General features: G+C 58.6%; 24 protein-coding genes. 14 read left to right on the forward strand and 10 right to left on the reverse strand.

Translation table 11 applies throughout. From position 1 onward, the window contains the following. The first annotated feature begins 192 nt into the window (after window positions 1-192). The 3 genes from bioF to VEH04_07720 are packed head-to-tail and all read left to right on the forward strand — an operon-like array spanning window position 193 to window position 4,547. The gene (bioF, locus tag VEH04_07710) at window positions 193-1,380 is read left to right on the forward strand and encodes an 8-amino-7-oxononanoate synthase (protein HYG22650.1); all 1,188 of its coding nucleotides are present in this window, start codon (window positions 193-195) and stop codon (window positions 1,378-1,380) included. A 4-nt stretch (window positions 1,381-1,384) separates the two neighbouring features. Further along, on the forward strand, window positions 1,385-2,848 hold the full coding sequence (locus VEH04_07715) for an aminotransferase class III-fold pyridoxal phosphate-dependent enzyme (GenBank protein HYG22651.1): 1,464 nt from the start codon (window positions 1,385-1,387) through the stop codon (window positions 2,846-2,848). Next, window positions 2,823-4,547 (forward strand): hypothetical protein, encoded by a 1,725-nt coding sequence (locus tag VEH04_07720; GenBank protein HYG22652.1) that lies wholly within the window; start codon window positions 2,823-2,825, stop codon window positions 4,545-4,547. The genes VEH04_07715 and VEH04_07720 overlap by 26 nt, the downstream gene beginning before the upstream one ends. Before the next feature lie 67 nt (window positions 4,548-4,614). On the opposite strand, the gene VEH04_07725 is transcribed toward VEH04_07720, so the two are convergent. From VEH04_07725 to VEH04_07735, 3 genes are all read right to left on the reverse strand, one after another. Beyond that, entirely contained in the window at window positions 4,615-5,373 is a 759-nt protein-coding gene (locus VEH04_07725; GenBank protein ID HYG22653.1) for a platelet-activating factor acetylhydrolase IB subunit, read from the reverse strand. 282 nt (window positions 5,374-5,655) lie between these two features. Next, complete coding sequence (locus VEH04_07730) at window positions 5,656-9,945, reverse strand: EF-hand domain-containing protein (protein ID HYG22654.1); 4,290 nt, start codon at window positions 9,943-9,945, stop codon at window positions 5,656-5,658. 222 nt (window positions 9,946-10,167) lie between these two features. After that, window positions 10,168-10,977 carry a hypothetical protein gene (locus VEH04_07735; GenBank protein ID HYG22655.1) on the reverse strand — a complete coding sequence of 270 codons (810 nt, stop codon included), beginning with the start codon at window positions 10,975-10,977 and terminating at the stop codon, window positions 10,168-10,170. A 168-nt stretch (window positions 10,978-11,145) separates the two neighbouring features. Here VEH04_07735 and VEH04_07740 point away from each other — a divergent pair, with 168 nt between their 5' ends. Next, entirely contained in the window at window positions 11,146-11,415 is a 270-nt protein-coding gene (locus tag VEH04_07740; protein ID HYG22656.1) for a hypothetical protein, read from the forward strand. Here the strand turns inward: VEH04_07740 and VEH04_07745 are convergent, their stop codons facing one another. Next, complete coding sequence (locus VEH04_07745) at window positions 11,416-12,129, reverse strand: DUF2959 family protein (GenBank protein HYG22657.1); 714 nt, start codon at window positions 12,127-12,129, stop codon at window positions 11,416-11,418. It lies immediately after the preceding gene. Between the two features lie 116 nt (window positions 12,130-12,245). Between VEH04_07745 and VEH04_07750 the strand changes: the two genes are divergently transcribed. Together VEH04_07750 and VEH04_07755 are read left to right on the forward strand one after the other, a co-directional pair. Next, window positions 12,246-12,422 carry a hypothetical protein gene (locus tag VEH04_07750; protein ID HYG22658.1) on the forward strand — a complete coding sequence of 59 codons (177 nt, stop codon included), beginning with the start codon at window positions 12,246-12,248 and terminating at the stop codon, window positions 12,420-12,422. After that, the gene (locus VEH04_07755; GenBank protein ID HYG22659.1) at window positions 12,419-12,589 is read left to right on the forward strand and encodes a hypothetical protein; all 171 of its coding nucleotides are present in this window, start codon (window positions 12,419-12,421) and stop codon (window positions 12,587-12,589) included. Before VEH04_07750 ends, VEH04_07755 begins: the two co-directional genes overlap by 4 nt. A 150-nt stretch (window positions 12,590-12,739) precedes the next feature. Here the strand turns inward: VEH04_07755 and VEH04_07760 are convergent, their stop codons facing one another. Beyond that, window positions 12,740-13,219 (reverse strand): redoxin domain-containing protein, encoded by a 480-nt coding sequence (locus VEH04_07760; GenBank protein ID HYG22660.1) that lies wholly within the window; start codon window positions 13,217-13,219, stop codon window positions 12,740-12,742. A 93-nt stretch (window positions 13,220-13,312) separates the two neighbouring features. After that, a complete protein-coding gene (locus VEH04_07765) occupies window positions 13,313-14,038 on the reverse strand; it encodes a glycosyltransferase (protein ID HYG22661.1) in 726 nt (241 codons plus the stop codon). 107 nt (window positions 14,039-14,145) lie between these two features. Here VEH04_07765 and VEH04_07770 point away from each other — a divergent pair, with 107 nt between their 5' ends. The 4 genes from VEH04_07770 to hisC all read left to right on the forward strand — a co-directional run bounded on the left by VEH04_07770 (window position 14,146) and on the right by hisC (window position 18,771). Next, complete coding sequence (locus VEH04_07770) at window positions 14,146-15,285, forward strand: trypsin-like peptidase domain-containing protein (protein HYG22662.1); 1,140 nt, start codon at window positions 14,146-14,148, stop codon at window positions 15,283-15,285. Between the two features lie 205 nt (window positions 15,286-15,490). Next, a complete protein-coding gene (locus tag VEH04_07775; GenBank protein ID HYG22663.1) occupies window positions 15,491-16,543 on the forward strand; it encodes a phosphate acyltransferase in 1,053 nt (350 codons plus the stop codon). Beyond that, complete coding sequence (locus VEH04_07780; GenBank protein ID HYG22664.1) at window positions 16,491-17,684, forward strand: AAA family ATPase; 1,194 nt, start codon at window positions 16,491-16,493, stop codon at window positions 17,682-17,684. The genes VEH04_07775 and VEH04_07780 overlap by 53 nt, the downstream gene beginning before the upstream one ends. Next, window positions 17,662-18,771 (forward strand): histidinol-phosphate transaminase, encoded by a 1,110-nt coding sequence (hisC, locus tag VEH04_07785; GenBank protein HYG22665.1) that lies wholly within the window; start codon window positions 17,662-17,664, stop codon window positions 18,769-18,771. Before VEH04_07780 ends, hisC begins: the two co-directional genes overlap by 23 nt. Before the next feature lie 21 nt (window positions 18,772-18,792). Here the strand turns inward: hisC and VEH04_07790 are convergent, their stop codons facing one another. Both VEH04_07790 and VEH04_07795 read right to left on the reverse strand, forming a co-directional pair. Continuing rightward, the gene (locus VEH04_07790; GenBank protein HYG22666.1) at window positions 18,793-19,278 is read right to left on the reverse strand and encodes a GNAT family N-acetyltransferase; all 486 of its coding nucleotides are present in this window, start codon (window positions 19,276-19,278) and stop codon (window positions 18,793-18,795) included. Window positions 19,279-19,304: 26 nt separating this feature from the next. Next, on the reverse strand, window positions 19,305-19,688 hold the full coding sequence (locus VEH04_07795; GenBank protein ID HYG22667.1) for a hypothetical protein: 384 nt from the start codon (window positions 19,686-19,688) through the stop codon (window positions 19,305-19,307). 112 nt (window positions 19,689-19,800) lie between these two features. On the opposite strand from VEH04_07795, the gene VEH04_07800 reads away from it, so the two are divergent. The 4 genes from VEH04_07800 to VEH04_07815 all read left to right on the forward strand — a co-directional run bounded on the left by VEH04_07800 (window position 19,801) and on the right by VEH04_07815 (window position 23,504). Continuing rightward, on the forward strand, window positions 19,801-21,216 hold the full coding sequence (locus VEH04_07800) for a dihydrolipoyl dehydrogenase (GenBank protein ID HYG22668.1): 1,416 nt from the start codon (window positions 19,801-19,803) through the stop codon (window positions 21,214-21,216). 120 nt (window positions 21,217-21,336) lie between these two features. Beyond that, the gene (locus VEH04_07805) at window positions 21,337-21,795 is read left to right on the forward strand and encodes a bifunctional nuclease domain-containing protein (protein ID HYG22669.1); all 459 of its coding nucleotides are present in this window, start codon (window positions 21,337-21,339) and stop codon (window positions 21,793-21,795) included. Between the two features lie 3 nt (window positions 21,796-21,798). Further along, on the forward strand, window positions 21,799-22,971 hold the full coding sequence (holA, locus tag VEH04_07810; protein ID HYG22670.1) for a DNA polymerase III subunit delta: 1,173 nt from the start codon (window positions 21,799-21,801) through the stop codon (window positions 22,969-22,971). Between the two features lie 2 nt (window positions 22,972-22,973). Further along, entirely contained in the window at window positions 22,974-23,504 is a 531-nt protein-coding gene (locus VEH04_07815) for an STAS domain-containing protein (GenBank protein ID HYG22671.1), read from the forward strand. Window positions 23,505-23,681: 177 nt separating this feature from the next. Here the strand turns inward: VEH04_07815 and VEH04_07820 are convergent, their stop codons facing one another. Beyond that, entirely contained in the window at window positions 23,682-24,398 is a 717-nt protein-coding gene (locus tag VEH04_07820) for a Crp/Fnr family transcriptional regulator (protein ID HYG22672.1), read from the reverse strand. Window position 24,399: 1 nt separating this feature from the next. Continuing rightward, window positions 24,400-24,642, reverse strand: a complete 243-nt coding sequence (locus VEH04_07825) for a DUF2249 domain-containing protein (protein HYG22673.1) — start codon at window positions 24,640-24,642, stop codon at window positions 24,400-24,402. Between the last annotated feature and the right edge of the window lie 49 nt (window positions 24,643-24,691).

The raw sequence follows: 24,691 nt of genomic DNA on the forward strand, positions 1-24,691 counted from the left end.
GCACGCATCAACAGCAAGCTGGCAGTGTGTTCTGCTGCCGGGCGTGTATGACCTCCAGCCGGCGTGGAAACGCAGCGATATAGTCCCGACTCGTCGGGATACACCTGTTGCGCCACGCTCGAATCGAATTCCGTTTCCAATTTGCCGCCGACGGCTCATTCGCCTTACTGTCAACGCGAAGACAGGATCAATGTGAACCGCTTTGATGCCGAATTGCAGAACCGTCTCGGTGCGCTTCGCGAACAGAATATGTATCGCGAACTCCGGCGCATCGATTCACCCCAATCCACCCGCCTCCTCATCGAGGGGAAGTCGTTCCTTAACTTTTCGTCTAACGATTACCTTGGCCTGGCGAATGATCCCATGCTGCAGCACGCGGCCATGGAATGCCTTCGAAGTTTTGGTTGTGGCTCGGGCGCATCGCGGCTCGTCTGCGGGTCTCTCGCGCCGTTTCATGAACTGGAAGCCGAACTCGCAGCTTTCAAAAGCACCGAGGCGGCGCTTTCTTTTCCCAGCGGCTTTGCAGCTGCCATAGGAACGATCCCGGCCATCATTGGCAGGGACGACATCGTGATCCTGGATAAGCTCGTTCACGCTTCGATCGTTGATGCCGCGCGGCTCTCAGGTGCGAAGCTGCGCGTGTTTGCACACAACGATCTCGATGATCTCGAAAACAAACTGCGGTGGGCAGCGCCGCAGTCTGCGTCCGCTCCGCGTTCCGTCCTTGTCGTGACGGAAAGCATTTTCAGCATGGATGGTGATCGGGCGCCGCTGAAGGAAATCGTCGCGCTCAAGGAGAAGCATGGCGCATGGCTCATGGTGGATGAGGCGCACGCAACGGGAATTCACGGACGCCAGGGCCGCGGCGTCGCGGACGAACTCGGTGTGAGCGATCATGTCGAAATCCAAATGGGCACACTGGGCAAGGCGCTGGGCGCAAGCGGCGGCTACATCTGCGGCAGCCGAGGCCTGATTGAAACCCTGATAAACCGTGCCCGCAGTTTCGTCTTCAGCACGGCTCCCCTGCCCGCGGCTGCCGCCGCTGCATCGGCCGGCCTCAGCATCATTCAATCAGCGCGCGGAGATCGCCTGCGCCAGACCTTGCAACAGCGCGTCTCAGAACTGAACACCGCGGTGTCGAAATCGACGTGCGACGGTGGTGCGATCGTTCCAATCATGATCGGGGACGAACGGACAGCGCAGGCAGCTGCGGATGCATTGCGCCAGCACGGCATTTACGTGCCTGCGATTCGCTTTCCGACCGTCGCTCGCGGAGCGGCGCGATTGCGCGTCACCGTGACCGCGTCCCACACCGCGGAGGACATCAATATCCTGGTCGCCGCGCTCCGTGACATCTCGCAAAATCCCGCCGTCGCATAACGCCATGCATCCTCTCGCTCAACTGGATCAACGTTATGTCTGGCATCCCTTCACGCAGATGCGCGATTGGCTCAGGCAGGAACCCATCGTCATAGTGGATGGCCGGGGCGCGGTTCTGCGCGACGTGAAGAGCAAGGAATACCTCGATGCCAATTCGTCCATATGGACGAACCTTCACGGCCATCAGCATCCACGAATCAACGCAGCCATTCGCCGCCAGCTCGGCAGGATTGCGCACAGTTCAGCCCTCGGCCTCGCCAATGAACCCGCCAGCCTGCTCGCGAAGCAACTCGTTCGCGTCGCGAATCCACGGGGAATCGGCGAAACCAAACTTGAAAAGGTGTTCTTCAGCGACGACGGCTCCACTGCATTGGAAGTCGCGTTGAAACTGGCCTACGAATTCACAAAACGCACCCGCGGCAGGAAACGGGAGCCGCGCTTCCTGTCACTTGCTGGAGCGTACCACGGCGATACTGTCGGCGCTGTGTCGCTGGGTCATAGCGATCTCTTTCACAAGGCTTATTCCGGCCTCCTGTTCAAGACGGACAAAATTCCGGCGCCCTATTGTTATCGCTGTCCGTTCAATCGCGCCAAGCCGCAGCGCGCCGACGCGCGAATGTACCGAAACTGCCGCCATGAATGCGTCAGCCTCGCCGCCCGCGCGTTTCGAGCCCAGGCCAGGCGCGGCAATTCGTACGCGGCGTTTGTTTTCGAACCCTTGATGCAGGGGGCTGCAGGAATGATCGCTCAGCCAGAGGATTGGCTCCGGGACGTTTCGGCGATTGCCCGGGATCATGGAACGCTCCTGATTGCGGACGAAGTCATGACCGGATTTGGCCGCACTGGGTTTGGCGCACCGCTTTCGTCATCCACACGTTCACCACAACCGAGCAACCAGACGCCTGCGCAGGTTTCCCTATTTGCGTCGCATCACGAAGACGTTCAGCCGGATTTCCTTTGTGTTGCCAAAGGTCTTACGGGCGGTTATTTGCCAATGGCGGCAACGCTCACGACCCGCGGCGTGTTTGATGCGTTCCTTGGCGAATACGAGGAATTCAAAACCTTTTTTCATGGCCACAGTTTCACGGCCAATCAGCTTGGAGCAGCAGCATCACTCGCGAGCCTGGGTTTGCTGAATGGGGCAGCCAGCCTGGGGGCGCGCCAAATTCTGCAAGCAACGCTGCGCAATGAGTTGGAGAATTTGTGGCAAATCCCGCAAGTCGGCGATATTCGGCAGGCCGGGTTGGTTGCCGGCATTGAACTGGTTCGCGACTGGCGCACCCGCGAGCCGTTCGCGTTGAAGGAACGGGCAGGCATCCGCGTGTGCGAAGCCATGGCGCGCCGCGGCGTTCTCACACGCCCCGTCGGCAATGTGCTTGTGCTCATGCCTCCCTACTGCACCACACCACGACAGGTGCGAAAAATCACAACTGCAATTCACGATGCGTGCGCTGAAGTGTTTCGATAAGGCCTGGCGGATTGGAATTGCCGCGTTTGGCCTGCTGCTCTCGCTTCACTGCGGCGCCGCCGACCCAGCATCGACGTCAGCCATCGAACAGCTGGACTTTGTGCGGCGATTGAATGCGTTGCTGAAACTGGATCCCGAAACTCACCCCGGCCAAATCTCAGACTCGGCCGCGTCGCTGGCGAGCGACGCACGAGTGGCAGTCCGCATCTACAAGACGGAACGCCGCAGCCGTGAGATCGACTTTAACGAGGCCAGCCGCGAGGAGTTGAAGAAGCACTTTCATGGTCCTCCGGATCTTCCCGCGTCACGCGAGATACGCGCGCTCGAACACATCGCGCGAACAGCAAAAAGCCTTGAACCATTGGCCGCTGCAGATCGCGAGATTCTCATACTACAATTGCGGGAAATGATGGCGGGGATGGTGAACAATCGCCGCTCGCCCATACCCGCGAGCGTGGGTGTGCTCACGCCCTGGAAATTGTGGTGGAGCGCGCGCGATCGCTCGATTGGTCACGGCAGCACGCCGGCAAGAAATCTCATGATCCTCGATACAGAGCGAATTTTATCAGCAGATCTCAGCCTCTGCGATCCCAAGCCGTCCGACTTTTGGCAACGGCCGGATTCCATTTCGGATCAGGACCTCAATGCCGGGTTCGGAAGGAAAACGGCCCCGGCGTTCTCCGACGCCATTTGGGAATATGAGTCGCCGAAGACAAGCTCTGGAACGCGGCCAGGATTCAATGTGCGGAGTGGCGGCGTGGAGCTGAAGGTCAAGCTGGCCGACGTGAATTCCGAACCGTTCACAGCCCGCATCTTTCACGCGCTCGGCTACCATGTCGATCCCACGGATTACGCTCCTGCGATAAAGGTGCGTTACACCCGCAGGATCTTTCGGGAGTTCAACCTGCGCAAGCCGCTCGCATTGCCGTTGCGACCCGTGTGGGTTCCAGTTGGCTCGCTTCAATTGCAACCGGAATACGACCCGTTCGACTTTGTCGACCACGCTGTTCTAAAGGACGGAATGAAGCTGAGCGGTGCGGATTTGAAAACGCGGCTGCTGGTCAATCCCTCGCGCGGACGCGCTGCCGACGATCCTGAAAATTATCGGGAGGAGTTCGAACGCACAATCGATTATGTGGTTACCGGTCCCGCAAATATTCAGCTCGAAGAGAGCGCTGGCGACGCGATTGGAAGCTGGGATTTTGACGGGCTTGGTCATGAGCATCGCCGCGAGCTGCGTGGCGCTGGGTTGCTGGCCGCATGGCTTGGCTGGTTTGACTCGCGCTTCGACAACACGCGACTCCGCATCGTTGAAGTCGAGGGCAGGCCCGAGCTGCGGTTTTTCTTCACCGATCTCGGGGCGGGAATGGGAAGCGGCACAGGATGGCTCGTGCGGCATGGGGAAAATCCTAAAGCAATGGAAAGCGAATTCACCTCGCCCAGAATTGTCCGCGGCCCCGGCCGCATGACAACGCCGTTTCGAGTGCATCACTTCCAAACAATCGTGCCCACTGCTGCGTTCCAGCAGATGACCTTCGACGATGCGCGCTGGATGGCGCGAATGATAGCGCAGCTGACGCCGGAACAAATTCGCACTGCCCTCCAAGCGTCTGGGTACGGCATCGAAGCCGTGGAGCTGTACCTGGAGAAACTGCTGAGCCGCAGGTCCAAAATGCTCAGGGATCTTGAATTGGAATAAGCTGCAATCTGCGGACTTGTTCGCGAAACTGGAGACGGTTCAGGTTGGGACACCTGCGCTGCGCGAGTTACTTTACGAGTTCCGCGAGCTTCGGTTCGATCGCCTGCGCCCAAATCTCGTAACCGCGCTCCGACAGATGCAGGAAGTCAGGCATCACGTCGCGCGAGATCGAACCGTCGTCCTGGACGAGTTCTGAGCCGAAATCGAGATAGAACACGTTCTTATCGTCGGCCACCCGGGCGAGCGCCTGGTTCACCTGGAGAATCTTGCCGCGCTGGGGGGTGAACTTCTCTCCGCGCGGGAAAATTCCGAGCACCAGGATTTTCGTGTCAGGCATGCGGTCCCGCATCTGTTTCACAATCGTCTGCACGCCTTCAAGGATTTCGCCTTCCGTATTGTCTTCGCGATTCGAGTTGTTGGTTCCAATCATCAACACCGCGGCCTTCGGCTTGACTCCGTCGAGCTGGCCATTTTCAAAGCGCCAGAGCACATGCTGCGTGCGGTCCCCGCCCACTCCAAAGTTCAGGCATTTGCGCGAGCCGTAATACTTGTTCCAAACATTGCGTCCGGCGTTCTCCCATCCGTGGGTTATGGAATCGCCAATGAAAACGATGTCACAGGCGCCCTGATTATCCTTGGCACGTTGAAGGACCACGGTTGTCCTGGCGCGGGCGCCCTGGTCCGGCCGCTGGACGGGCACGATGGCAGTGTTGGTGCGAGTGGCCGAGGCCGCGGCGTTGTCCGTGGAAGGAGTCGCAACCGTCTGTCCGTTCGAAGCGGTCAGCGCCGCAATCGTGAGAAGAAGGAACAAAGCGTATTTTTTCATAGCGGAACGCAGCCTGCGCCGATTGCAGCTGCGATGTCAATCCGCCGAAGTCGGGCTGCCTGAGCGCCGCTGGAACCAACGCGAGCGTGGGGAAAAACAAAGGACCAGGTTTCCCCGGTCCTTTGCGAAGTGAACAGATATCAAATCAGACACAAATCAGCGGCGCAGTCCGGCGCGACCGGGCAACCCAGCCCCAGGAGCATTGAGGTCGATCCTGCGTCCGGAACGCTGGCGTTAAACCATGCCGACGCGGCAAATCCGCACGATTACGGGCCTCGAATTCTACTGGGAATGGCGCGGTTGATGGCCCCAATGAGCCTCGACTTGCATCTTGAACAGAGATTGGGGACCTAATTTTTCGGGCGGTGCCGTCGTCAATGCTGCCTTGATCTTGCCATGGACCTCCGACGTCTGCAGTGCAGACCGCAGCAGTTGCCGTTGCAAGGAAAGGAATTCGTCGAAATCGAGCTGCCGATTGCGATTCTCGTCGGGATCAAAACCGTCAACGGAGAAGCGCTCGCCGGCGCACCTCGACAGTTCGGCGGGTGTCAGTGCTCCTGAACCATCGATGTCTGCATCACGGAACGCAGCCCGTGCAAGCGCCTGTTGCACCACATGAATCGCGCTCTGCTCTCGTGGACCCAATGTGCGGTCGCCATCCAGATCAAAGGCGATCAGCTCCGCCGCATCCAGACGCCGGTTGGAATTTTCATCGATCCTTTCGAGCTCCAGCGCAGCGAATTCGTCATCATTCAGCGCTTCCGCCATTTCTGCGCCAGCAAGCCTGCCGTCCTTGTTGGAATCGAACCGCGTCATCAGCAGCTTGCGGCGTCGATCCTCTGCGGCCTTTGCTTCGCGTGCTTGGTCCCTCTGAATCCGGCTTTGCAGCGCATGTGCGGCTTCGATTTCGCCGGTGCGCGCGACCCAGACGCCGTTCGTGAAGTCACGCCCGGAATACCCGCCCGTCACATGACTGCCTGATTGCTCGAGTCCAAAGAAAACGTGGTTCCCCGCCCACAACATCCAGCTCGGTGACAAACCTGAAGGATAAAACGAACGCATTCCATTCGCGCCAGTCAGCGGCGGAGAAGCGTCTCCCGATTCAAACTTCAGATGCACCGTTTGGGGAGAGGGCAGTTCGGGACTGAAGCGATGCAGCGCGGCATGGTAACCATTCCGCGCAACAATCCGTTTGCCAATGATGACGTTCTGTTTCTCATCCTTGATGTCTTGCGCCTCAGAGTGGGCAACGAGCAGGAAAAGGTTTGATCCCTTCAAAGAGGCCGCAGTGTTTTCCAGGATGACATTGGGCAGTGACTTCCAAAATGGCGACGGCGGCGCTGCCCGAATCCGCGACGCGAAAGACGGCGGCGCGAATGACGCGTCCGCCTCGGTACGGCGATGTGACACCAGAAGCTCAGGGCTCGGGGAACTGTTCAGGAGCCTTGCCATTGCACTCTGCGCCCGGAAATCCGGGAGGCTGCCGCGAAACAGCACGCCTTCGGGAAAGATCTCCGGATGCGCCGTGATGCAGGGAGTGGCGCCAAGGAGCTGCCAATCGGCGCCGTTCCAGCTGAACAGCCTGGTTTCCGTGGCCAGGCGAATCGCACCATTTGGCCCGGCGAAAAGTATGTTCCTATCCAATGGTTCCGAATCGAGCAGAGAAACAGGCGGCGTACGCCTGCGGCTCGCCATGATTCGCGTTCTCCGGCCCCCCTCCAGGATTTCCATCACGACATGCGCGTCCGATGCAAACAGCCGATTGTTGATGACGAACAACTGGTAATTTCCGCCGTCCGAGATGGGCAGCACATTCCACTGCTTTCGCGCAAAGTCATACTTCAGGATCTTTTTTGACTCGGACATGTACAGCTCGCCTCCAAGGCAAGCACTGCGATGATAGAAATTTCCGCGGCCTACAACGTCAAGTTCGGGACAACTCGCCACCGTCCAGGCGCCAGTGTCTGGCTCCAGCAGCGCGACTGCTGAATGCCTCGCGTAACGCGTGCCCTTCCATTGGCCGTCGGAGCGCATGGTGTAAACCTGCGCGGTGTAGGCGAGCTCCAGCATGAGGCGGTTATCCTGCCAGCGATGCGCGGTGATCACGGCCCCGGGAATCCCATCACCTTGAAGTTCCTCGACGGGCAGCGGCAGAAATTTGCTAACCGTGACGATGTTGGATACGACTTCGAGAATATTAGTTCGCGCGGCGATCTTAGGGGCGGCTGCGATTTGCGGTGTGGCAACAGGCGCTGCATTGGACGCGGACGGACGGCTTGCCACGGGCGGCGATGTAGATGCCCCAAGAATGCCGGTTAGGTGTTGCTCCAGGAAAAGTTCCACCCATCGCGCGCCCGCATCGGCACGAGAACGCGCGCTTCGTTCCTGCATGGCTCGGGCTCGAGCCAGCAAGTTGCTTTTGTATGCGGCTACAAGTGGAACGAGTTCCGCCGCTTGCGCGCGGGTGTAATTGCGGCTGGAGAACACCTTGTTGAATTCCCGAGTCTCGAAAGGTGTCAGCGCGGCCAAATACGTCTTTTGAGCCGCGAAGGCAAAAGCCGTTTCTTTTTGCGGGATCGTGGTGGACCAATACTCGCGTTCCATCGCCCTCATCCTTCCATTGTGGTCGGAATAATAACTCTGTTGAAGTGCCTCGCGCATGGCGGATGAAACTCCGCTGCCGATTCGTCCGGAAATCAAGTCACCTGCTCCCCAATTGAGGTAAAGAACGCCAACACTGTTCGTCACGAGCGTGTCCCGTTCCGCATAAACTGCGTCGAAAAAGTTGGTGAATGCCTGGGCCAGCGCCGCGTCGTCGTTTGGAGCATCGGCGAAGGCAAACGCCTTTGCTTCGAGCCGCAACAATCCGTTGCTCGATGCCGACAGCTCCTTAACGAAATCGTCCCACAACCGCGGCAGCCTTGTCCCGTCCTCGTTCCACGCAACGAGCCGCGGATTGTGCGGCGGTCGAAACCAAAGTGAATCATGGATAAACGAAAAGACGGGGCTCGCCATCAGTTCACGGTAAAGGTCGAGGGAATCCTCGGGCCGTTCCTGCCACAGGGCGCCGTAGGTGAGAATGCATTCAAAAATATTTGGACTGCCCGCAATTGAATGGGCCAGCTCGTCATGTGTCGCGACGCGGTCTCCGACGAAGTAACTGGCCCGCACTGATTCCGAGCTGAGAATGAGCCGCGCAACCCGCCGCGCCGTTGCGCGCAGCGTCGCGATCTTATCCCGATTCTGATTGAAGGCAGGGCGATGCCAATGGAACTGCTGCAGCACGTGTGAGGCAGCCTGAAGTGCTTCCACGCCCGTCGTGTACCAATCAGGTTTGGGCTGCCCCCCTGCCCTGCTCCGTCCTTCCACCCTGGCCTCGCCATCCGGCGAAATCCGCCAGAACTCCTCATAACAATTCAGCGCGCGAATGGCAGTGTCGCAATCCGAAGGATCTGGATGCTCGCTGACCTGCATGCGACGGATCCTGCTTCGATCGCGGCCATACGAGCGCGTGTCTGGCGCTGAGACGATCGGCAAACCACTCGTGTACGCGCGCACTCGGACGAGCGCGGTGCGAAGGTCCCTCTTCCCCAGCGCCCATGCCGATTCCGCTGCAGCTTGCGCGTCTGAAAATAGTTCCCACTTCAGTGCCCACTCGGCTTCTTCCACAAAGCGAGCCGCTTCTTCAGCGGGCGACCACGCGGGCATCGATGACAGGCTGAGCTTCCCAACAATTTGTTCAGCCAGCCCGTTCACCACCGCTGCAAAATTCGTCCGAGGTGCCGCAACTGAAAGCGACATCGGCAGACCACCGCGTGGCGGAATCAGCCGCGCGTCGAGCGTCAGCGTTTCGTTCTGATACGTTTCCCGGTCGATCGCGCCATCCACAAGATACGCGCCGCTCCAAAAGGAATCCGAATTCAATCGCAACTCCTTCTCCTCGTTCAGCAACTCCAGCCGCTCACGCTCAAGAACGAAAAGCCTCGGTTCGGTCGCCAACCTCTGAATCAAAAGCGCTTTCAATTGGCTTTCTGCAACAATGCCGGCCGGTGACTGTACCGCGGAACGCAAATTGAGAATCGAAATAGGAATGGCCTGCTCCTTCAAGACCATCAGCTTGGGCAGCAAGGGGCGCAGCCGTTGCGGGAACGTGGCTGCCCATGCGGCGGAACTTTCGCCTTCCAGCGGCAGTGTCTGCGCGCTCAGAATCACTCCAGGCCCGACTGCGATCAGCCGCACCGTGACCGAAGCGGCCTCGCCCGCTTCCCGACGTGTAAGGAGCAGCAGGCCATCCGCGCCAAGCAGCTGGCCAAGCTTGAGGACATCAGGACTGGCGGCGGAAAGCGCCTGTTCCCGGTACACCTTTTCTATTTCCGCACGTTCGAGCAGTGCAACACCGCTCAATTGCGAGAATCCCGCCGTCAATAAGTCTGTGAGAGGAGCGAGCGAGGGCTGTTCGGGAACGATCGCGAGCCTTGGCACGGGGGTGTCGGCTCCCAGGCACAAAGCGAGGGAACAGAAGAGAAAAACGATCGCAGCGCTGAGCCGCGCCGGACTTTGCGAGAGCAGCATGAAATGTGAGGACCACATCCGACCCGGCGAAGAATCTTCACCCGCCATACCCTTATAATTCTTCGTCCAGCACCGCCATGGCTTTGTCTCCTGCCGCGCAATCATTCTATCCTGCAGGAACCGGTTTTCGTCTTCAGACGTGCCTCCGCATCGGATGGAACCTAACGAAGCCGTGATTTGACCGTCAAGCGGCTTCACCTTCACGGCTCGCGTCTTCCGCTGTTAAGCCGTTTCCAGCGACATGCTTTCGTATTTCGGTCGCACCGGGGCAGCTGGCTTTTCCCGGGCGAAGGCAAGATAGAGGAACGCAAAGATTCCTGTGACGGGCAGGATGAGGAGAATCGAAATCAGGATGCTCAATCCTCGCGCTTTCACCACCTTGAACGCCCACACGAGCGGAACAATGGGAAACCAAAGCAGAAGAAACCACCAGCCCGACATCTCTGCAGCGCGCAGCAATGGAATCCATTGCAAACCTGGAATCCACACGAGCCCGCCCGGCACCTTCTTCGCCTTCAACACAATGAGGCGGCAAAGCAATGAAAAGAACAGGTGCATCGCGACACCCGCGGCGGCGAGCGCCACAAAGAAAGGGCGTGTCGGCTGGAAATCCCGCAATTCGGGCGGCAGTTGCTCGCGAACACTGTCCTGAATGGGTTTCAATCTTTCCTCGACCTGAGGGAGGACATCCCGAGCGAGCACAACAGGCAGGATCACCTTTTTGTATTTTCGCGGCGGCGCCGAGTAGCCAAGCACCCGCTTCGCATCGTCGGAAAGATCGTCCACCCGAATGTTTCCCATGCCGCCCGCGTGGTGAATGAAAATGTAATCCTTGCTCTTGGTGGTCACGGTCACGTTGCTGTACGTGGCGGTGGTCGTCATCAAAACGGGGATGACTTGATCGGCAGCGCGAACGTTCACGACAGCCGCCAGCAGCAGGATCGAATTCAGGATGCGGTTCATCCACGAAGGAAATCCGCGCATTCCCACGACGCTGTCCATTGTCTGTCCCGCTCTGTTCAAATTCTTCATAACGAGTCGAATTGAACAACGAAGGCACGAACCGTACCAGCCTGCGCCTCCGGGGTGAGCGCTTAAGGAGGGTAGGAATCACCCCGATGGGGTTGTCAGACAAACACTGAATCCAAATAGCGCGGCAGGCTGAGTGACAGCAACCTGCACAGAATCCAATGTGACGGCGTGAGAGCGAAAGCCAATAAACACAAAGCGGTATTGCCGATCGGACGCACAGCTCGCCTGGCGTGTGAAATTGAAGCCCTGCGGGCGGATTGCTGCAAAGCAGCCTGTCTCCTCGCCCAAGGTGAGACCCAGGACGAGTCTGAACTCGAAGAATGCGCCCGATTGGACGACGCGCTGGCGGAAGCCCACGCCCTTCTCAAATCCACCCTGACCCAGGTCATCATGTCCCGCCTCAAGCGACGGAGCCGGGCTGGGACGTCGGAAGTCTGATTAACGGACAGCGTTGGCTTGTTCGACGGCGGCGGGTCTCTCCCGTCCCGTGGCGGCAAGGGGTGCCGAAGGCTGGATTACAGATGACAACTTTATCCCGGATTCAGTCATGTCCGACGCGAGTTGTTGCAGCGCTCCCTGAACTTTCTGTGTATTTGTCTCGGCGTTGCGGACGACGTCCCGCGCCGCCGCCAGCCCCTCAGCGTTAAGATCAGTCCCCAGGCTGCGCTGAATGTCGCTGAAATAGCTCATAAATGGCCTGACTACGGCCTGGGTTTCTTCGTAACGATTGCACACAAACGCCACCTGATTGCTCACGGCCTGTTTGCGCGCCTCGCTCGTGCTGCGAATCACTTCGTAATTCATCGCGGCCAATTGTGCATCCCAGGCGGCAAAATATTCCGCGCTCGTTTCCTTCAATTGCGCCATTGCGACATCGCTGCGCTCCACCGCGGCGAGGAGCCTGTCGAGAGAAGCGCTGTAAGCTTTGAAGGGCGGCTTGAGATCACTGGCCGGACTGTTCACAAGAGTCGACAAAGCCACGATCGTTTCATCGAGAGCCTGGTTTTGGGCCTCCACCGTGCGGCTCGCGCGTTGCAGGCTGTCGGCTGTCTTGTCGCCGGTCCGATAACCAACACTGCTGCATCCGGTCACGCCAGCCAGAAGCAATCCGGCCAGGAGCCACGTCGAAGATTGAGCGCTTGAAGTTTTCATCTCGTGTTCCCCGTTTAAAGCAGGTTTCCAATGTCCAATACATGGGGTGGATTGCCGGGGAATCGGCCCATCCGTAGATTTAGGGAAGTAGGCGCGGTCCTTGCTTATTGAGTGGCATGAAAGCATTCGCCGCAAGTTCCTCCCCCGGGGCGCACGTTCGGAATTTCTATACCGAGAACCTCGCGCCAGTGAATCATCATGAAGAAACACAGTTTCGCGGATGGGATGCCGCGCTCCTCGTTGTCTTGTTTCTGGAAGTCGCGATCCTGATGCGTCTTGTTTTGGCCACATGAATGCCACCCACAGCGCCTGCGAAACAACGGGCGGCGTCAGCGAGGTGGACAGATTGCGCGAGCGCCTGGAGACAGCGAGCTTTGAGGCGCGCTTCTATCGCGGTCTCTGTTGGGCTCTGCTGGCAATGGGCGCCATCGGCACTCTCGCCCACTTATTGAACCGCTGATCCGCGACGCGACCGCAGCCGCCTCAGCCGCGCAACAATCCGCCTTCGGGACAAGGTGTCGTTCACTCCCTTCTGTTGCCCCCTTTCGAGAAACAAAAAAGCCGCCCGCAAAGGACGGCCTGAAAACCGGGAAAAGTCTTCGCCGAAAGCTTACTTGAGCTTGCCGAGCGTTTCTTGAATCGCCTGAAAATTGGGCAGGTCCTTGGGCGTTGGTGTCTGTTCGCTGTATTGCACCACGCCGTCCTTGTCGATCACGAACGCCGCGCGCGCCGCGGTCGAACCAAATCCGAGCAGGTCGTCCAGCAGAACTCCGTAGGCTTTCGCGGTGGTCTTGTTCAAGTCGCTCGCCAGCGTGATACCGATCTTTTCCTTCTGCGCCCAGGCTTCCTGCGCGAACGGGCTGTCGACGCTGATTGCAATCACATCCGCATTGAGGCCGGAATAGGAGTTCAAGCCCGCGGTGATATCGCACATCTCTTTGGTGCAGACGCTGGTGAACGCGAGCGGGAAGAAGAGAACCACCGTGTTTTTCTTGCCCGCGTTGTTGCTGAGTTTCACGTCTACCACGCCGGTGGATTGTTTCGATTTAAGACTGAAATCCGGCGCCTTTGAGCCAACAGAGATTGCCATAGTAATTGAGCGTTGTTGTTTTTGATTCGTTTCAGGGACGGGCGAATCATAACGCCCGCGGCGAGAGTGTCAAATGCCTGCGGAATCTCCCGCTCACCTTCTGCCGTCATACCAGGTATGGCACGCTTCCCGGTTTGTGAGCGTTTTGCCTCCCGCCAGCAACGTTCGCAACATGAACCGCGCATGCTCTGCCGGCGTGTAAAGGTGGATCTTGCGGGCCGAGGTTTTCAATGGGTGCCGATGCAGAATCACGATCTTCTTGCGCCGGCGCCGTGCGAGTTTCTTCAAGCGCTTGCTCAGGTCGATTTCCTCAGCCGCAAAAAGCTCGGTGCTGAAACCGCCCACTTCTCGAAACGCGGCGTGCTCGCAAAAAATGAACGAGCCGGCGGCCCATCGGAACATCCGGCTGACGGTATTCCACATTCCAGCGAACCAGGACGCCCGCGGATGATTCCCCATCAGGGCGACAACCGAACCGCCCGCAAGGCATTTGCCCGACTCGATTTGTTGCGCGACATCCTCGAACAGCTCCGCGCTGGGATGCGAATCGGCATCAATGAAAATCAGCCAGTCACCCTTTGCAGCCGCAGCGCTTCGATTGCGGGCGCGCGCGATTTGGTTGATGGGTTCGAAAACAACCTGGGCGCCAGCAGCCTCAGCGATCTCCGCAGTGCGGTCGCTTGAATTGTTGTTGCAAACAATCAGTTCCGTCTGCCACGCGCGCCCCGCGAACGGCCCCTGTGCCGCCTGAATCTGCCGCAATGTCTCGCCAATCAAACGTTCCTCGTTGTAGGCAGGGACAATGATTGAGATGAGCATGCGCCTTAACTGATCTGCGATGGCATGAAAGTCAAGCTGTCCTCCTCCGCAGATCGGCGGCTTGTCTTCATGCGCCCACTGCCGCACAGTCAGCCTTCATGAAAGTCATGGCTTTCCCGCTGCAGCTGGCGCTGGCTCTTTTCACTTACTCAATTTCGCCGGCGCAAACCAATCGCTCCAACTTTGATCTCGTGCGGCAGTTGAACGAGGCGTTTGTCCGCGTTGCCGAAACAGTTTCGCCCGCAGTGGTGGTCATAAGCGTCACCGAAAAGCCGCCGCAGTTTTCCCGCCTCGATGATGTGCAGGGCATGCCTCCCAAACGAAATGAACGTCAGTCCCAAGACCCTTTCGATGAGCCCATGGAAGGCCGCGGCTCGGGAATGATCATCCGCAAGAATGGCTACATCCTGACCAACGGCCATGTTGTCCGGGATGCCGACGCCATCACTGTGCGCCTGTTCGACGGGCGCGAGTTCAGCGCGCAGGTTCGCGGGATTGACGAGATCTCAGACGTGGCAATTTTGAAGATCGAAGCCGGCGACCTTCCTGTCGTGCGATTGGGTGATTCCACGCGCGTACGCGTTGGTGAGTTCGCCATCGCGATCGGGGCGCCGTTCCGGCTCGACTACAGCGTCACGGTCGGGCACATCAGCGCGAAAAGCCGCTCGCAGGTGGTCCCCTCTTTCCTGAACACACAAATCATGGACCAGGACTTTCTCCAAACGGATGCCAACATCAACCCAGGCAACAGCGGCGGACCGCTCGTGAACATCGAGGGCGAAGTAATTGGCGTGAACACTTTGGTCCGCGGCATGAGCATCGGCATTGGATTCGCCATTCCCATTAACCTCGCGAAGGAGATTGGCGAACAATTAATCCTGGAAGGACGATTTGTCCGCCCGTGGCTGGGCGTCGAAATCAAGTCCTTGAGCGACGAACCTGAATTGCGTCGAACCTTGACCAATATCACGCACGGAGTGGTCGTTGTCGCCGTTGTGCCGGAAAGCCCGGCGGCCAAGTCCGATCTGCGGGAGAATGACGTCATCGCGACCATCGACGGCGATCCGGTTGTCACGGCCCAGCAGTTGCGCAACCTGGTTCGTGCGAAGACGATCGGTCAGACAGTTTCGCTGGGAATCTGGCGCAATCGCGAAAAGCTTTCTGTCAGCGTGGAAACTGCGCGCTACGATCCCCCCGGCCAGCCTTCGAAACCAGCCAGCACGCAGGATTCCCAAACGCCACGGTGATGGCTCGCGGCAGCAAGGAGCGCAGGCTTCAGCCTGTTCAGCACTGTCACATCCCGTGCGTCGGCCTGTTCCCACGTGCCTCTCAGTTCTGATGCTTAAGCGGCACGAATGCCGCGCTCCTTTAAGCCGACTGCAAGCCGGTGCTCCACCTTCCATCCAATTTTGCCAATTGCCATGGGCGCTGCCCGGCCCGTACTTTACGCCCATGCGGTTCATCGCGAACATCATTGAGAAATTGCAGCGGCATCCCAAACGGATCGTCTTCCCGGAGGGATTGGAAGCGCGCGTTCTCCAGGCTGCACGCCAGTTTTATTCCCTGCAACTGGGTGCGCCAATCCTGCTTGGCGATCGCACGAAGGTCAAAGCGATGGCCGAAGATCTCAACATCTCCCTCGAAGGCATTCGCGTCATCAATCCGGCCGAGAGTGAGGACCTCGATAACTTCGCCCGGCGCTTTGCCGCGCTGCGACGTTCCCGCGGACTCAAGCCGCCCGAGGCGCGCGACGCCGTCATGCAACCCAATTACTTTGGCGCCATGATGCTGGCAATGCACCAGGCGGATGGCCTGGTTTCCGGCACCAGCCACACCACGGGCAGCGTGCTGCGGCCGCTGTTTCAAATTGTGAAAATGGCACCCCAGGCGAACACGGTTTCGAGCTGCCAGATCATGGAAGTGGAGGATTCGCGCTTTGGTGAGCAAGGGGTCCTGTTCATGGCGGACTGCGGCGTGATTCCCGAGCCTAACGTCGATCAATTGGCGGACATTGCAGTCTCGACAGCGCAGGTCGCGCGTCAACTTTTGGGAATTCGACCACGCGTCGCCCTGCTTTCTTTCTCAACCAAGGGCAGCGCGATGCATCCCACAATCGGACGCGTCCAGGCCGCGACTGCGCTCGCACGCCAAAAGGCGGAGCAGATCGCGCTCGAAGCGGATTTCGATGGCGAGCTGCAGGTCGACGCCGCGCTCGTGCCCGAGATCGCATCACGCAAGCTTCCCGACAGCAAAGTTGCGGGCCAGGCCAACGTGCTCGTTTTTCCCGAACTCAACTCCGGCAATATCGCAAGCAAGCTGGTTCGCCATATGGCCCGCGCCAACGCTTATGGCCAAATCCTTCTGGGACTGGATCGGCCGGCGGCGGATGTTTCACGCGGTTCAAATGCGCACGACATCCTGGGTGTGGCCGCCATCGTAGGCGTCCAGTCGATTGAGTATTCCCATCTCTATCCAGGCGCGGGCAGCCGCCTTCCGGGCGAATGATTGGCGTTCAGCCATCGATGTCATGAACACCACCACGCCGCGTTTGTTTATTGCCGCGACCCGCCAAAACGATGGCAAGACCACGGCGTCGCTCGGGTTGATTGCGGCCCTGCAGCAGTACTTCCCACGCGTCGGTTACATCAAACCGGTTGGCCAGCGGTTTGTCGAAGTGGAGGAACAGAAAATCGACGAAGACACTGTGCTCATGGACAGCGTCTACAGCATGAATTGTCCGCTGGTGGACATGAGTCCGATCGCGGTAGAGCCGGACTTCACGCGGCGCTATCTGGAGTCCGCCAACAACGAGGCGCTCGTGAAACGCATCCGCAAAGCGTTCGATCGCGTCGCGTGGGAAAAGGATTTTGTCCTGTGCGAAGGTTCGGGTCACGCAGGCGTGGGCTCCGTGTTCGACCTTTCAAACGCGCAGGTTGCCCGAACGCTCGGCGCAAAGGTGCTCATCGTCACGCAGGGCGGCATTGGAAAACCCATCGATGAGGTCGCGCTCAACCAGGCGCTCTTTGAAAAGGAAGGCGTCGAAATCGTCGGCGTGATTCTGAACAAGGTCCTGGGCGAGAAGATTGATTACATCAGCGACTTCGCCCGCCGCGGGCTGAAGCGGCGCGGGCTTGAACTGCTGGGGGTCATTCCGCATCAGCGCGTGCTCTCGTGTCCGACCGTGGATCTCGTGCGCGAAGAATTGGGGGCCGAGCTCCTGAACGCACCGCGCAACCTCAACAGCCTTGTCAACGACGTCATTGTGGGCGCGATGGGCGTGAAGAACGCCATGCATTATTTCCGCCGCGACGCGCTGCTCATCACGCCCGGGGATCGCGAGGACATCATCCTGGCCGCCTGCACCGGCCTCGATGCGCAGAGCGAAACCAAAATGGCGGGCCTGGTTTTAACGGGCAATCTGCGGCCTGGAGCTGAATTGTTGAAAGTCATCCGCGCCATGCCCATTCCCGTCCTGCTTGTCCCGCAGGACAGCTACGAAGTGGCGGCCAAGGTTCACGACTTGACAGTAAAGACCAGGCCGAACGACGCGGAAAAAATTTCACTGATCCGCGATATCATCGCGCGCAACGTGAACGTTCCCAAGATTGTTGAGGCGATCAAACATGTCCCTGACCATTCCATTTAATCCCGCGTTGAAGGAACTCCCGGTTTACCAGCCGGGCCGTCCGATTGAGGAAGTCGCTCGCGAGTTGAACCTCCCGGCGTCCGCGATCATCAAGCTCGCCTCGAATGAAAATCCGCTGGGTCCCTCCCCTGCCGCGCTTCAGGCCATGCGGGACGTGCTCGCCCACCTGCACCTGTATCCCGATGGCAATGCGTTTTACCTCAAGCAGAAGCTCGCGCAAAAGCTCGACGTGAACACCGGGAATCTGATTCTCGGGAACGGTTCAAACGAGATCATTGAATTTGTCGGGCACGCATTGATGCAACCTGGAACCGATGTCGTGGCCGCCCAATATTGTTTCGCGATCTATCCGCTGGTCGCCAAAATATTCGGCGCGAACGTCATCACCGTTCCGGCTCGCGATTTCGGGCACGACCTGGAGGCAATGTTGAAGGCGATCACGCCAGCGACGCGTGTCGTGTTTGTTGCCAACCCCAATAACCCCACGGGCACCGTGGTGCCACGGGCACAGTTGATTGACTTTGCGGACAAGGTCCCGGCGAACGTGCTGCTCGTCATCGACGAAGCGTACATCGAGTTCCTGGACGACGCGGCCGACTTCGTGGCGGACATCCGCGCTGGCGGGCGCGCCAACGTGCTGCTGATGCGGACGTTTTCAAAAATCTTCGGTCTCGCCGGATTGCGCCTGGGATACGGGATCGCAGCGCCCGAAGTGATTGCAACGCTCGAAAAGGTGCGGCAACCGTTCAACATCAATGCCATTGCGCAGGCGGGCGCGATCGCCGCGCTCGATGATGAAGCCCACATGGAGAAGACGCGGGAAAACAACCGGCGCGGCCTTCTCTTCTATCAGGCTGCATTCAACGAGCTGCAGTTGGAATTCGTGGCGTCGTCCGCGAACTTTGTTCTCGTGAAGGTGGGGGAGGGACAGCGCGTGTTCAACGACCTCCAAAGGCTCGGCGTGATTGTGCGCCCGATGGGCGGGTACCAGCTGCCGGAATGGATCCGCATCTCGGTTGGATCCCCACAAGAAAACGAACGCTGCCTGCAGGCTGTCCGCAAGGTGCTGTCCCCGCAGCCCGCTTAACCCGTCAAAACCGCCGGCCGATCAAACAAGCCTGGTCATGAAAACGCTGTTGGGATCGGGCTTGTACGCAGCGAATGGCGCGCATTCCTGAAATCCGAATTTCCGATACAAGCTGCGCGCCGGCTCAAAGAACGGCATCGCACCCGTCTCAAGACTGAGTCGTCGATACCCCCGTTCCTGGGCTTCGCTGATGACGTGCGTCAGCAATCGCGCGCCGATTCCCTGCCGGCGGAACATTCCTGATGTGCGCATGGATTTGATTTCGCCATGCTCTGCATCAAGCTGCTTCAAGGCGCAGCAGCCAGCGATTACGCCGTGTTGCCTGAGCGTCCAAAACGTGATCTCCGGTTTGCGCAACCCGGCGAGATCGAGTGCATGCTTGCTTTCGGGAGGCGAAAACGCGCGCATATCCTGGATGTGCTCTTCGAGGAAGGCGGCGATTTCAGAGCCTTGAAGGTTATCTAATTCGATCTTCGATCCTGCGTTGTTCTGTTGGTCTAGGTTCATAAGGCGTCGTTTCGCGCCTGAAGGATTTAAGGCGCGCGATTCGTTTCGATCGGAACACCGCCGCCGTCCAAATCCTGTTCGGCAACAAGCTTCCCGCCTTCATCAAACTCGCGTGTGGATTTGGGTGTTCCGTCCGCGCTGTAATTCATGATCAGGCGAATCCGTCCATCGCGATCAACATAATGAGCATGGTTCGGCAAGCCGTTCGAATAGAAGAGCGTTCCAAGCGGAGTGCCATCGGGATGAAACCGCCGCACAAGGTGAAGGGTTCCGTCAGGGTTAAATTCCTTTGCCACTTTCTGCCCTGGCTCTGCCTTCGTTTTTTCCGACGCTTCGGGAGCGCGACAGCCGGCAAGCGCGATTGCCGTGATCACCGCCAAACCAAATGCCGCGCGTGCGCCAGTTCTCATCCAATGCATGCGTAACTGAAACCACAGCGGCCAGCCCAAGTAAACCCTGTTCGTGCCCTCCCTTTGATCGCAAGACAACTTTCAACCTTTTGAGTTTTGAGATTGGGCATCGATGCCACATGCTGCGGGCATGAGCCAGTATGACTTTGACGTCGCGGTGATTGGCGGCGGCAGCGGCGGCTATGCTGCGGCGCGGACCGCCGCAGCGGAAGGATTGAAGACAGCCGTGATCGAAGGCGGTTCCGAGGTGGGCGGCCTCTGCATTCTGCGCGGCTGCATGCCAACGAAAGCGCTCCTCCACGCAGCCGAAGTGATGCACACCGTTTCGCACCCGGAAAAGTTCGGCATCCGCGCGGAAGGCGTTACCTTCGATTTTGCCAAAGTAATGGCGCGCAAAAACAGCCTGATCCAGGAGTTTGCTGATTACCGGGTTCAACAACTCAACAGCGGCAAGTTCGCGTTCATTCGCGCACAAGCGCGGTTCGCCGACGAACATTCCCTCGAGCTCGCCGATGCTTCGGGCGCAACCCGAACGCTGAGCGCGGCACATTTCATTCTCGCGACGGGCTCGCGCATCACGCCGTCGCCGCTGGCGGACCTGGACACGGTCGGCTATTTGACAAGTGACTCCGCGCTCGCACTGGATCGGCTGCCGCGTTCCATGATCGTCCTCGGCGGCGGGGCAGTCGCACTCGAATTCGCTCAGTTCTTCATTCGCTTTGGCGTCAAGGTCACGCTGATCCAGCGGAGCCTGCACGTCCTTCATGAAATGGATACGGATGCCGCCAGGGTGGTCGAGCAGGTGTTTCGCCGGGAAGGCGCCGCGGTTTATACCGGAACCAAACTTATGTCCGCTCGCGCACTTGGCTCACAAAAGGAAGTAACGTTCGAGCACTCAGGCGAACTGCGGCGGGTGCTCGCCGACGAGATTTTTTATGCGCTCGGCAGAACGCCCAACATCGCCGGGCTCGGGCTGGACCGCATCGGGGTGGAACTTGAGTTTTCACGGATCCGCACGAACGATCACATGCAAACTTCGATACCGCATATTTATGCGGCTGGCGATTGCACGGGTCTGCACGAGATTGTGCACATTGCAATCCAGCAGGGCGAAACCGCGGCGTTCAACATCGCGCATCCCGACGTGAGGCGTTCCATCGATTACCGCCTCCTCAGCGAGGTTGTCTTCACCGACCCGCAGGTTGCAGCGGTCGGGCTGACGGAAAAACGGGCGCATGTGCGGAACATTCCATACATCGTGGCGAGTTATCCCTTCGCCGATCACGGGAAGTCTTTGATCATGGGTGCGACCGACGGTTTTGTGAAACTGCTGGCGGACCAGCAAACGGGCGAGATCCTGGGCGGCAGTTGCGTCGGACCCATGGGGGGTGAGTTGATCCATGAAATCATCGCGGCCATGTTCCGGCGGATGACGGTCAACGAGCTGGCCCTGATGCCGCACTACCACCCGACCCTCGCCGAAATCTGGACGTATCCAGCCGAGGAGCTGGCGGAACAGGTTCGATGATCGTGCCGCTTTCGCGCTCGATGAAATGCAACGGACGAGGGACTCACAAGCCCTTCCCTACGTGCTTTTGCTTATGGCTGGCAGGCTTGTTTTTTCGAATTTGAGCAATAGACTCTCTGCATGAAGAATGATGTCGTTCCCGTTCAAATTCGGGGAATTCTGCCGGCCAACAGCGGCTGCGCGTTGTTCGTGGGGAATGATGAAAAGGTCTTCGTGATCAACGTGGAACCCCAAATGGGAATGATCATCAGCAACTTCCTGAGAGACACCCCCAAGGAACGGCCCCTCACACACGACCTGATTCAAAGCATCTTCAAAGGCTTCGATATCCAGGTCGAACGGATCGTCATCACGGAACTGAAGAACTCCACCTATTTCGCGCGGCTGATCCTCCGCCAGCAGAATGAGATTGCGAAGAAGCTCGTCGAGATCGATGCGCGCCCGAGCGATTGTCTTGCACTCGCGACCGCGCAGAAGCGCCCCATCTATGTCGCGAGCCCGTTGTTCGACCAGGTGGAAGACATGAGCGAAGTGCTGGATCGAATCAACGAAACCGGCAGTGAACCGGATCCCGAATAGCCGATGCCTCCTGCCGCCAAGAAAGCCGCACCCCTCCTCCTCGTCTGCGGCGATGACGACTTTGCCGTCAAGCAACGCGCCCGCCAGGTCTACCAGCAGTGGTCTTCCGAACTTGGTGGAATGGACCACGAAATTCTCGATGCGTCCGTTGGCAACAGTGGCGAAGCCTTGAAGGTGCTGGGACGCTTGCGCGAAGCGCTTCAAACACTGCCATTTTTCGGGGGCGGGAAAGTCATCTGGTTGAAGGACTGCAATTTCCTCGGCGACGAACGCGCGGCCAGTTCCGCTGCAGTCACGGAGAACCTCGCGAGCCTTGCGCAGGATCTCAAGGAATTCCCATGGGAGAACGTCCGCCTCATTCTGAGCGCAGGAAAAGTCGACAAGCGCAAAGCGTTCTACAAAACCCTCGACAAGCTTGGCACCGTTGAAGCCTTCGCAGGGCTGTCGGCAGATGATAGCGATTGGACGACCCAGGCAGAGAGCCTCGCACGCAAGGCCCTTCGGCAGAGGAAGAAGGATATCGATGTCGAGGCGCTCGCGGAACTCGTAAGCCGCGTCGGACCCAGTTCCAGCCTCCTCGAAAGCGAGATTGAAAAACTCTCGCTGTATGTCGGCGACCGCGCCGAAGTGCAATTGGACGACGTGAACGCCATCTGCACCCGGAACAAGACGGCGCGGGCTTTCGCATTGGGCGATGCGCTCGGCAACCGGAATCTGCCCGAGTTGCTGCGGCGCCTCGACGAGCAGTTTTGGGAAATGAAGTTTGATTCCCAGCAATCGGAAATCGGAGTTCTTTATGGATTGATCTCCAAAGTCAGGACCATGCTTCTCCTGAAAGAAATGATTCGCGAAGGCTGGGTAAAACCTGAGGGCGATTACAACCGTTTCAAGGCGCAACTCGAGCAGGTTCCCGCCGGCAGTCTTCCTGCTGATCGCCGATTCAATCCGTTGGCCTTGAATCCCTACATGCTTTACAAAGCCCTGCCGCAGGTGAAACAGTACGATCAATCCGAACTGGTGCGAGCAATGGACCTGCTCTTGCAATGCAATCGAAAGCTGGTGTCGAGCCAGACCGATCGCGCGCTCGTCTTGCAACAGGTGCTGGTTCAAATTGTAAGCCGAAGTGAATCAACGGCCCGCCGCGGCCGTAATGCAGTTTCGGGAATGTCGAAGTAACCATGAGCACGCCGTCAGCAAGAATTTTGGTCAAAGTCGGGGAAAAATGTGCCTGCATCAGGATTTCGGGTCGGGCGAATTTCACGTCGAGCATCGACTTCAAAACGCTCGTCAATGAACTGCTTCAGAAAGGCTACAATTACTTTGTCCTCGACCTCCGGGAATGCACTCTGATGGACAGCACGTTCCTGGGAGTACTCGCAGGTTTCGGCCTGCGGGTGACCGCACCGCAACCGGATCAGCAGACACGCACCATCGAGCTTTATAATCCGAATCCCCGCATCACCGACCTGCTGGAAAATCTCGGTGTATTGCACCTGTTCCGTTTGCAGCAGGGCGAGGTCTGCCTTCCAGAGCCGACCACCGATCACAATCACTCCCCGGGCGCTCCGTCGCGCGAGGAAGTGACGCAAACCTGCCTTGAAGCGCATCGAACCTTGATGGACCTCAGCCCCGAAAACGCCGCGCGCTTCAAGGACGTGGCTGCGTTTCTCGCCGAGGACTTGAAGAAGATGAAGGCGACCGCCCAGTAGAGGCGGCGTGCCGGGAACACTCACGGCCGTTGCGGAGCGCCGCCTTTCAGCCCGCTTACCGCTCACGGACTGAAAGACGCGTCCTCAAGCCTGACGGTTGACGCAAGGCTGCAGACTCGAGCAGCTCAAAGCCTGCGCTCCAACAGTGCGTTCACGCCTCCAGGCACCGTCAATCCATTACTCTCCGAGGTTCCGCTTGAGCAGCGCATTCAGCTTTGCTGGTGAAAGAACCGTTACCATGCGGCCTTTCACAGCAATCAGTCTCTGCTCGCGGAACTTTCCCAGCGTGCGCGAAAACGTTTCGCTGATTGTTCCAAGTTCCGCTGCCAGGACACGCTTGGTCATCGTCAGTTCAATGTTGACCGCGCGATCCGCCTGCGGATTCGGACAACGCTTCACCAGCCAATTCGCGAGCCGCGTTTCCACATCCTTTAACGTCAGGTCCTCCAACTGCCCAACGAGCACCCGCAGATGGCTGCTCATGGATCCCAACATGCGCAACGCAAGTTCAGGCTGGCGCTTGAGCAATTCCAGGATTCCGGCCTTCTGCACGAGCAGCACCTGGCTCGGTTCGATCGCGCGCGCGTCAGCCGGGTAACCCCGCTCCGACGCAAGCGCCACTTCGGCGAACGAATCGCCCGCGCGAAACACGTGGATCACCTGCTCCTTTCCCGCCGCGTTCACGCGATGCACATTGATGGCGCCGCGTTGCACAACGTAAAACCCCACGGCTGCATCACCCTCGTGAAACAGATACTCACCCTTGTCGAGCACCTTGAGACTGGTGATGGTTGCAATGTTCTCCAGGTCGCTCGTCGAGAGTCCGGTAAACAACTGGCAACTGCGAAGCGTGTTGATCGTCGCCACCGTTCTGAAGTCAGTGAGCGTGGCCATGTCAGGATTCCTCCCTCCAAAAATAAACGATCCAGTCGGCGCCGGTTCCCTTTTCCACCTTCGATGCAAATCCTTCGCTTCCGAATTTCTCAACCAGGGGCGACGGCAAAAAAGGCGCCACGACCATCAGTCCCCTGCCCGCCTCCAGGGCATCCACGCGTTTTCGGATTTCCGGGAAAGGTTCAATGCCGCGACCGATCAGGGTGCGAACGTCGAACCGCGTAAAATTCTTCAAGGGCGGCATGGACAGAACTTAGTCGAGGACGAAAAAAAATTGAATGCCTTTGTTTCCA

The sequence above is a fragment of the Verrucomicrobiia bacterium genome, assembly GCA_035629175.1.
Lineage (GTDB): Bacteria > Verrucomicrobiota > Verrucomicrobiia > Limisphaerales > DASXHY01 > DASXHY01.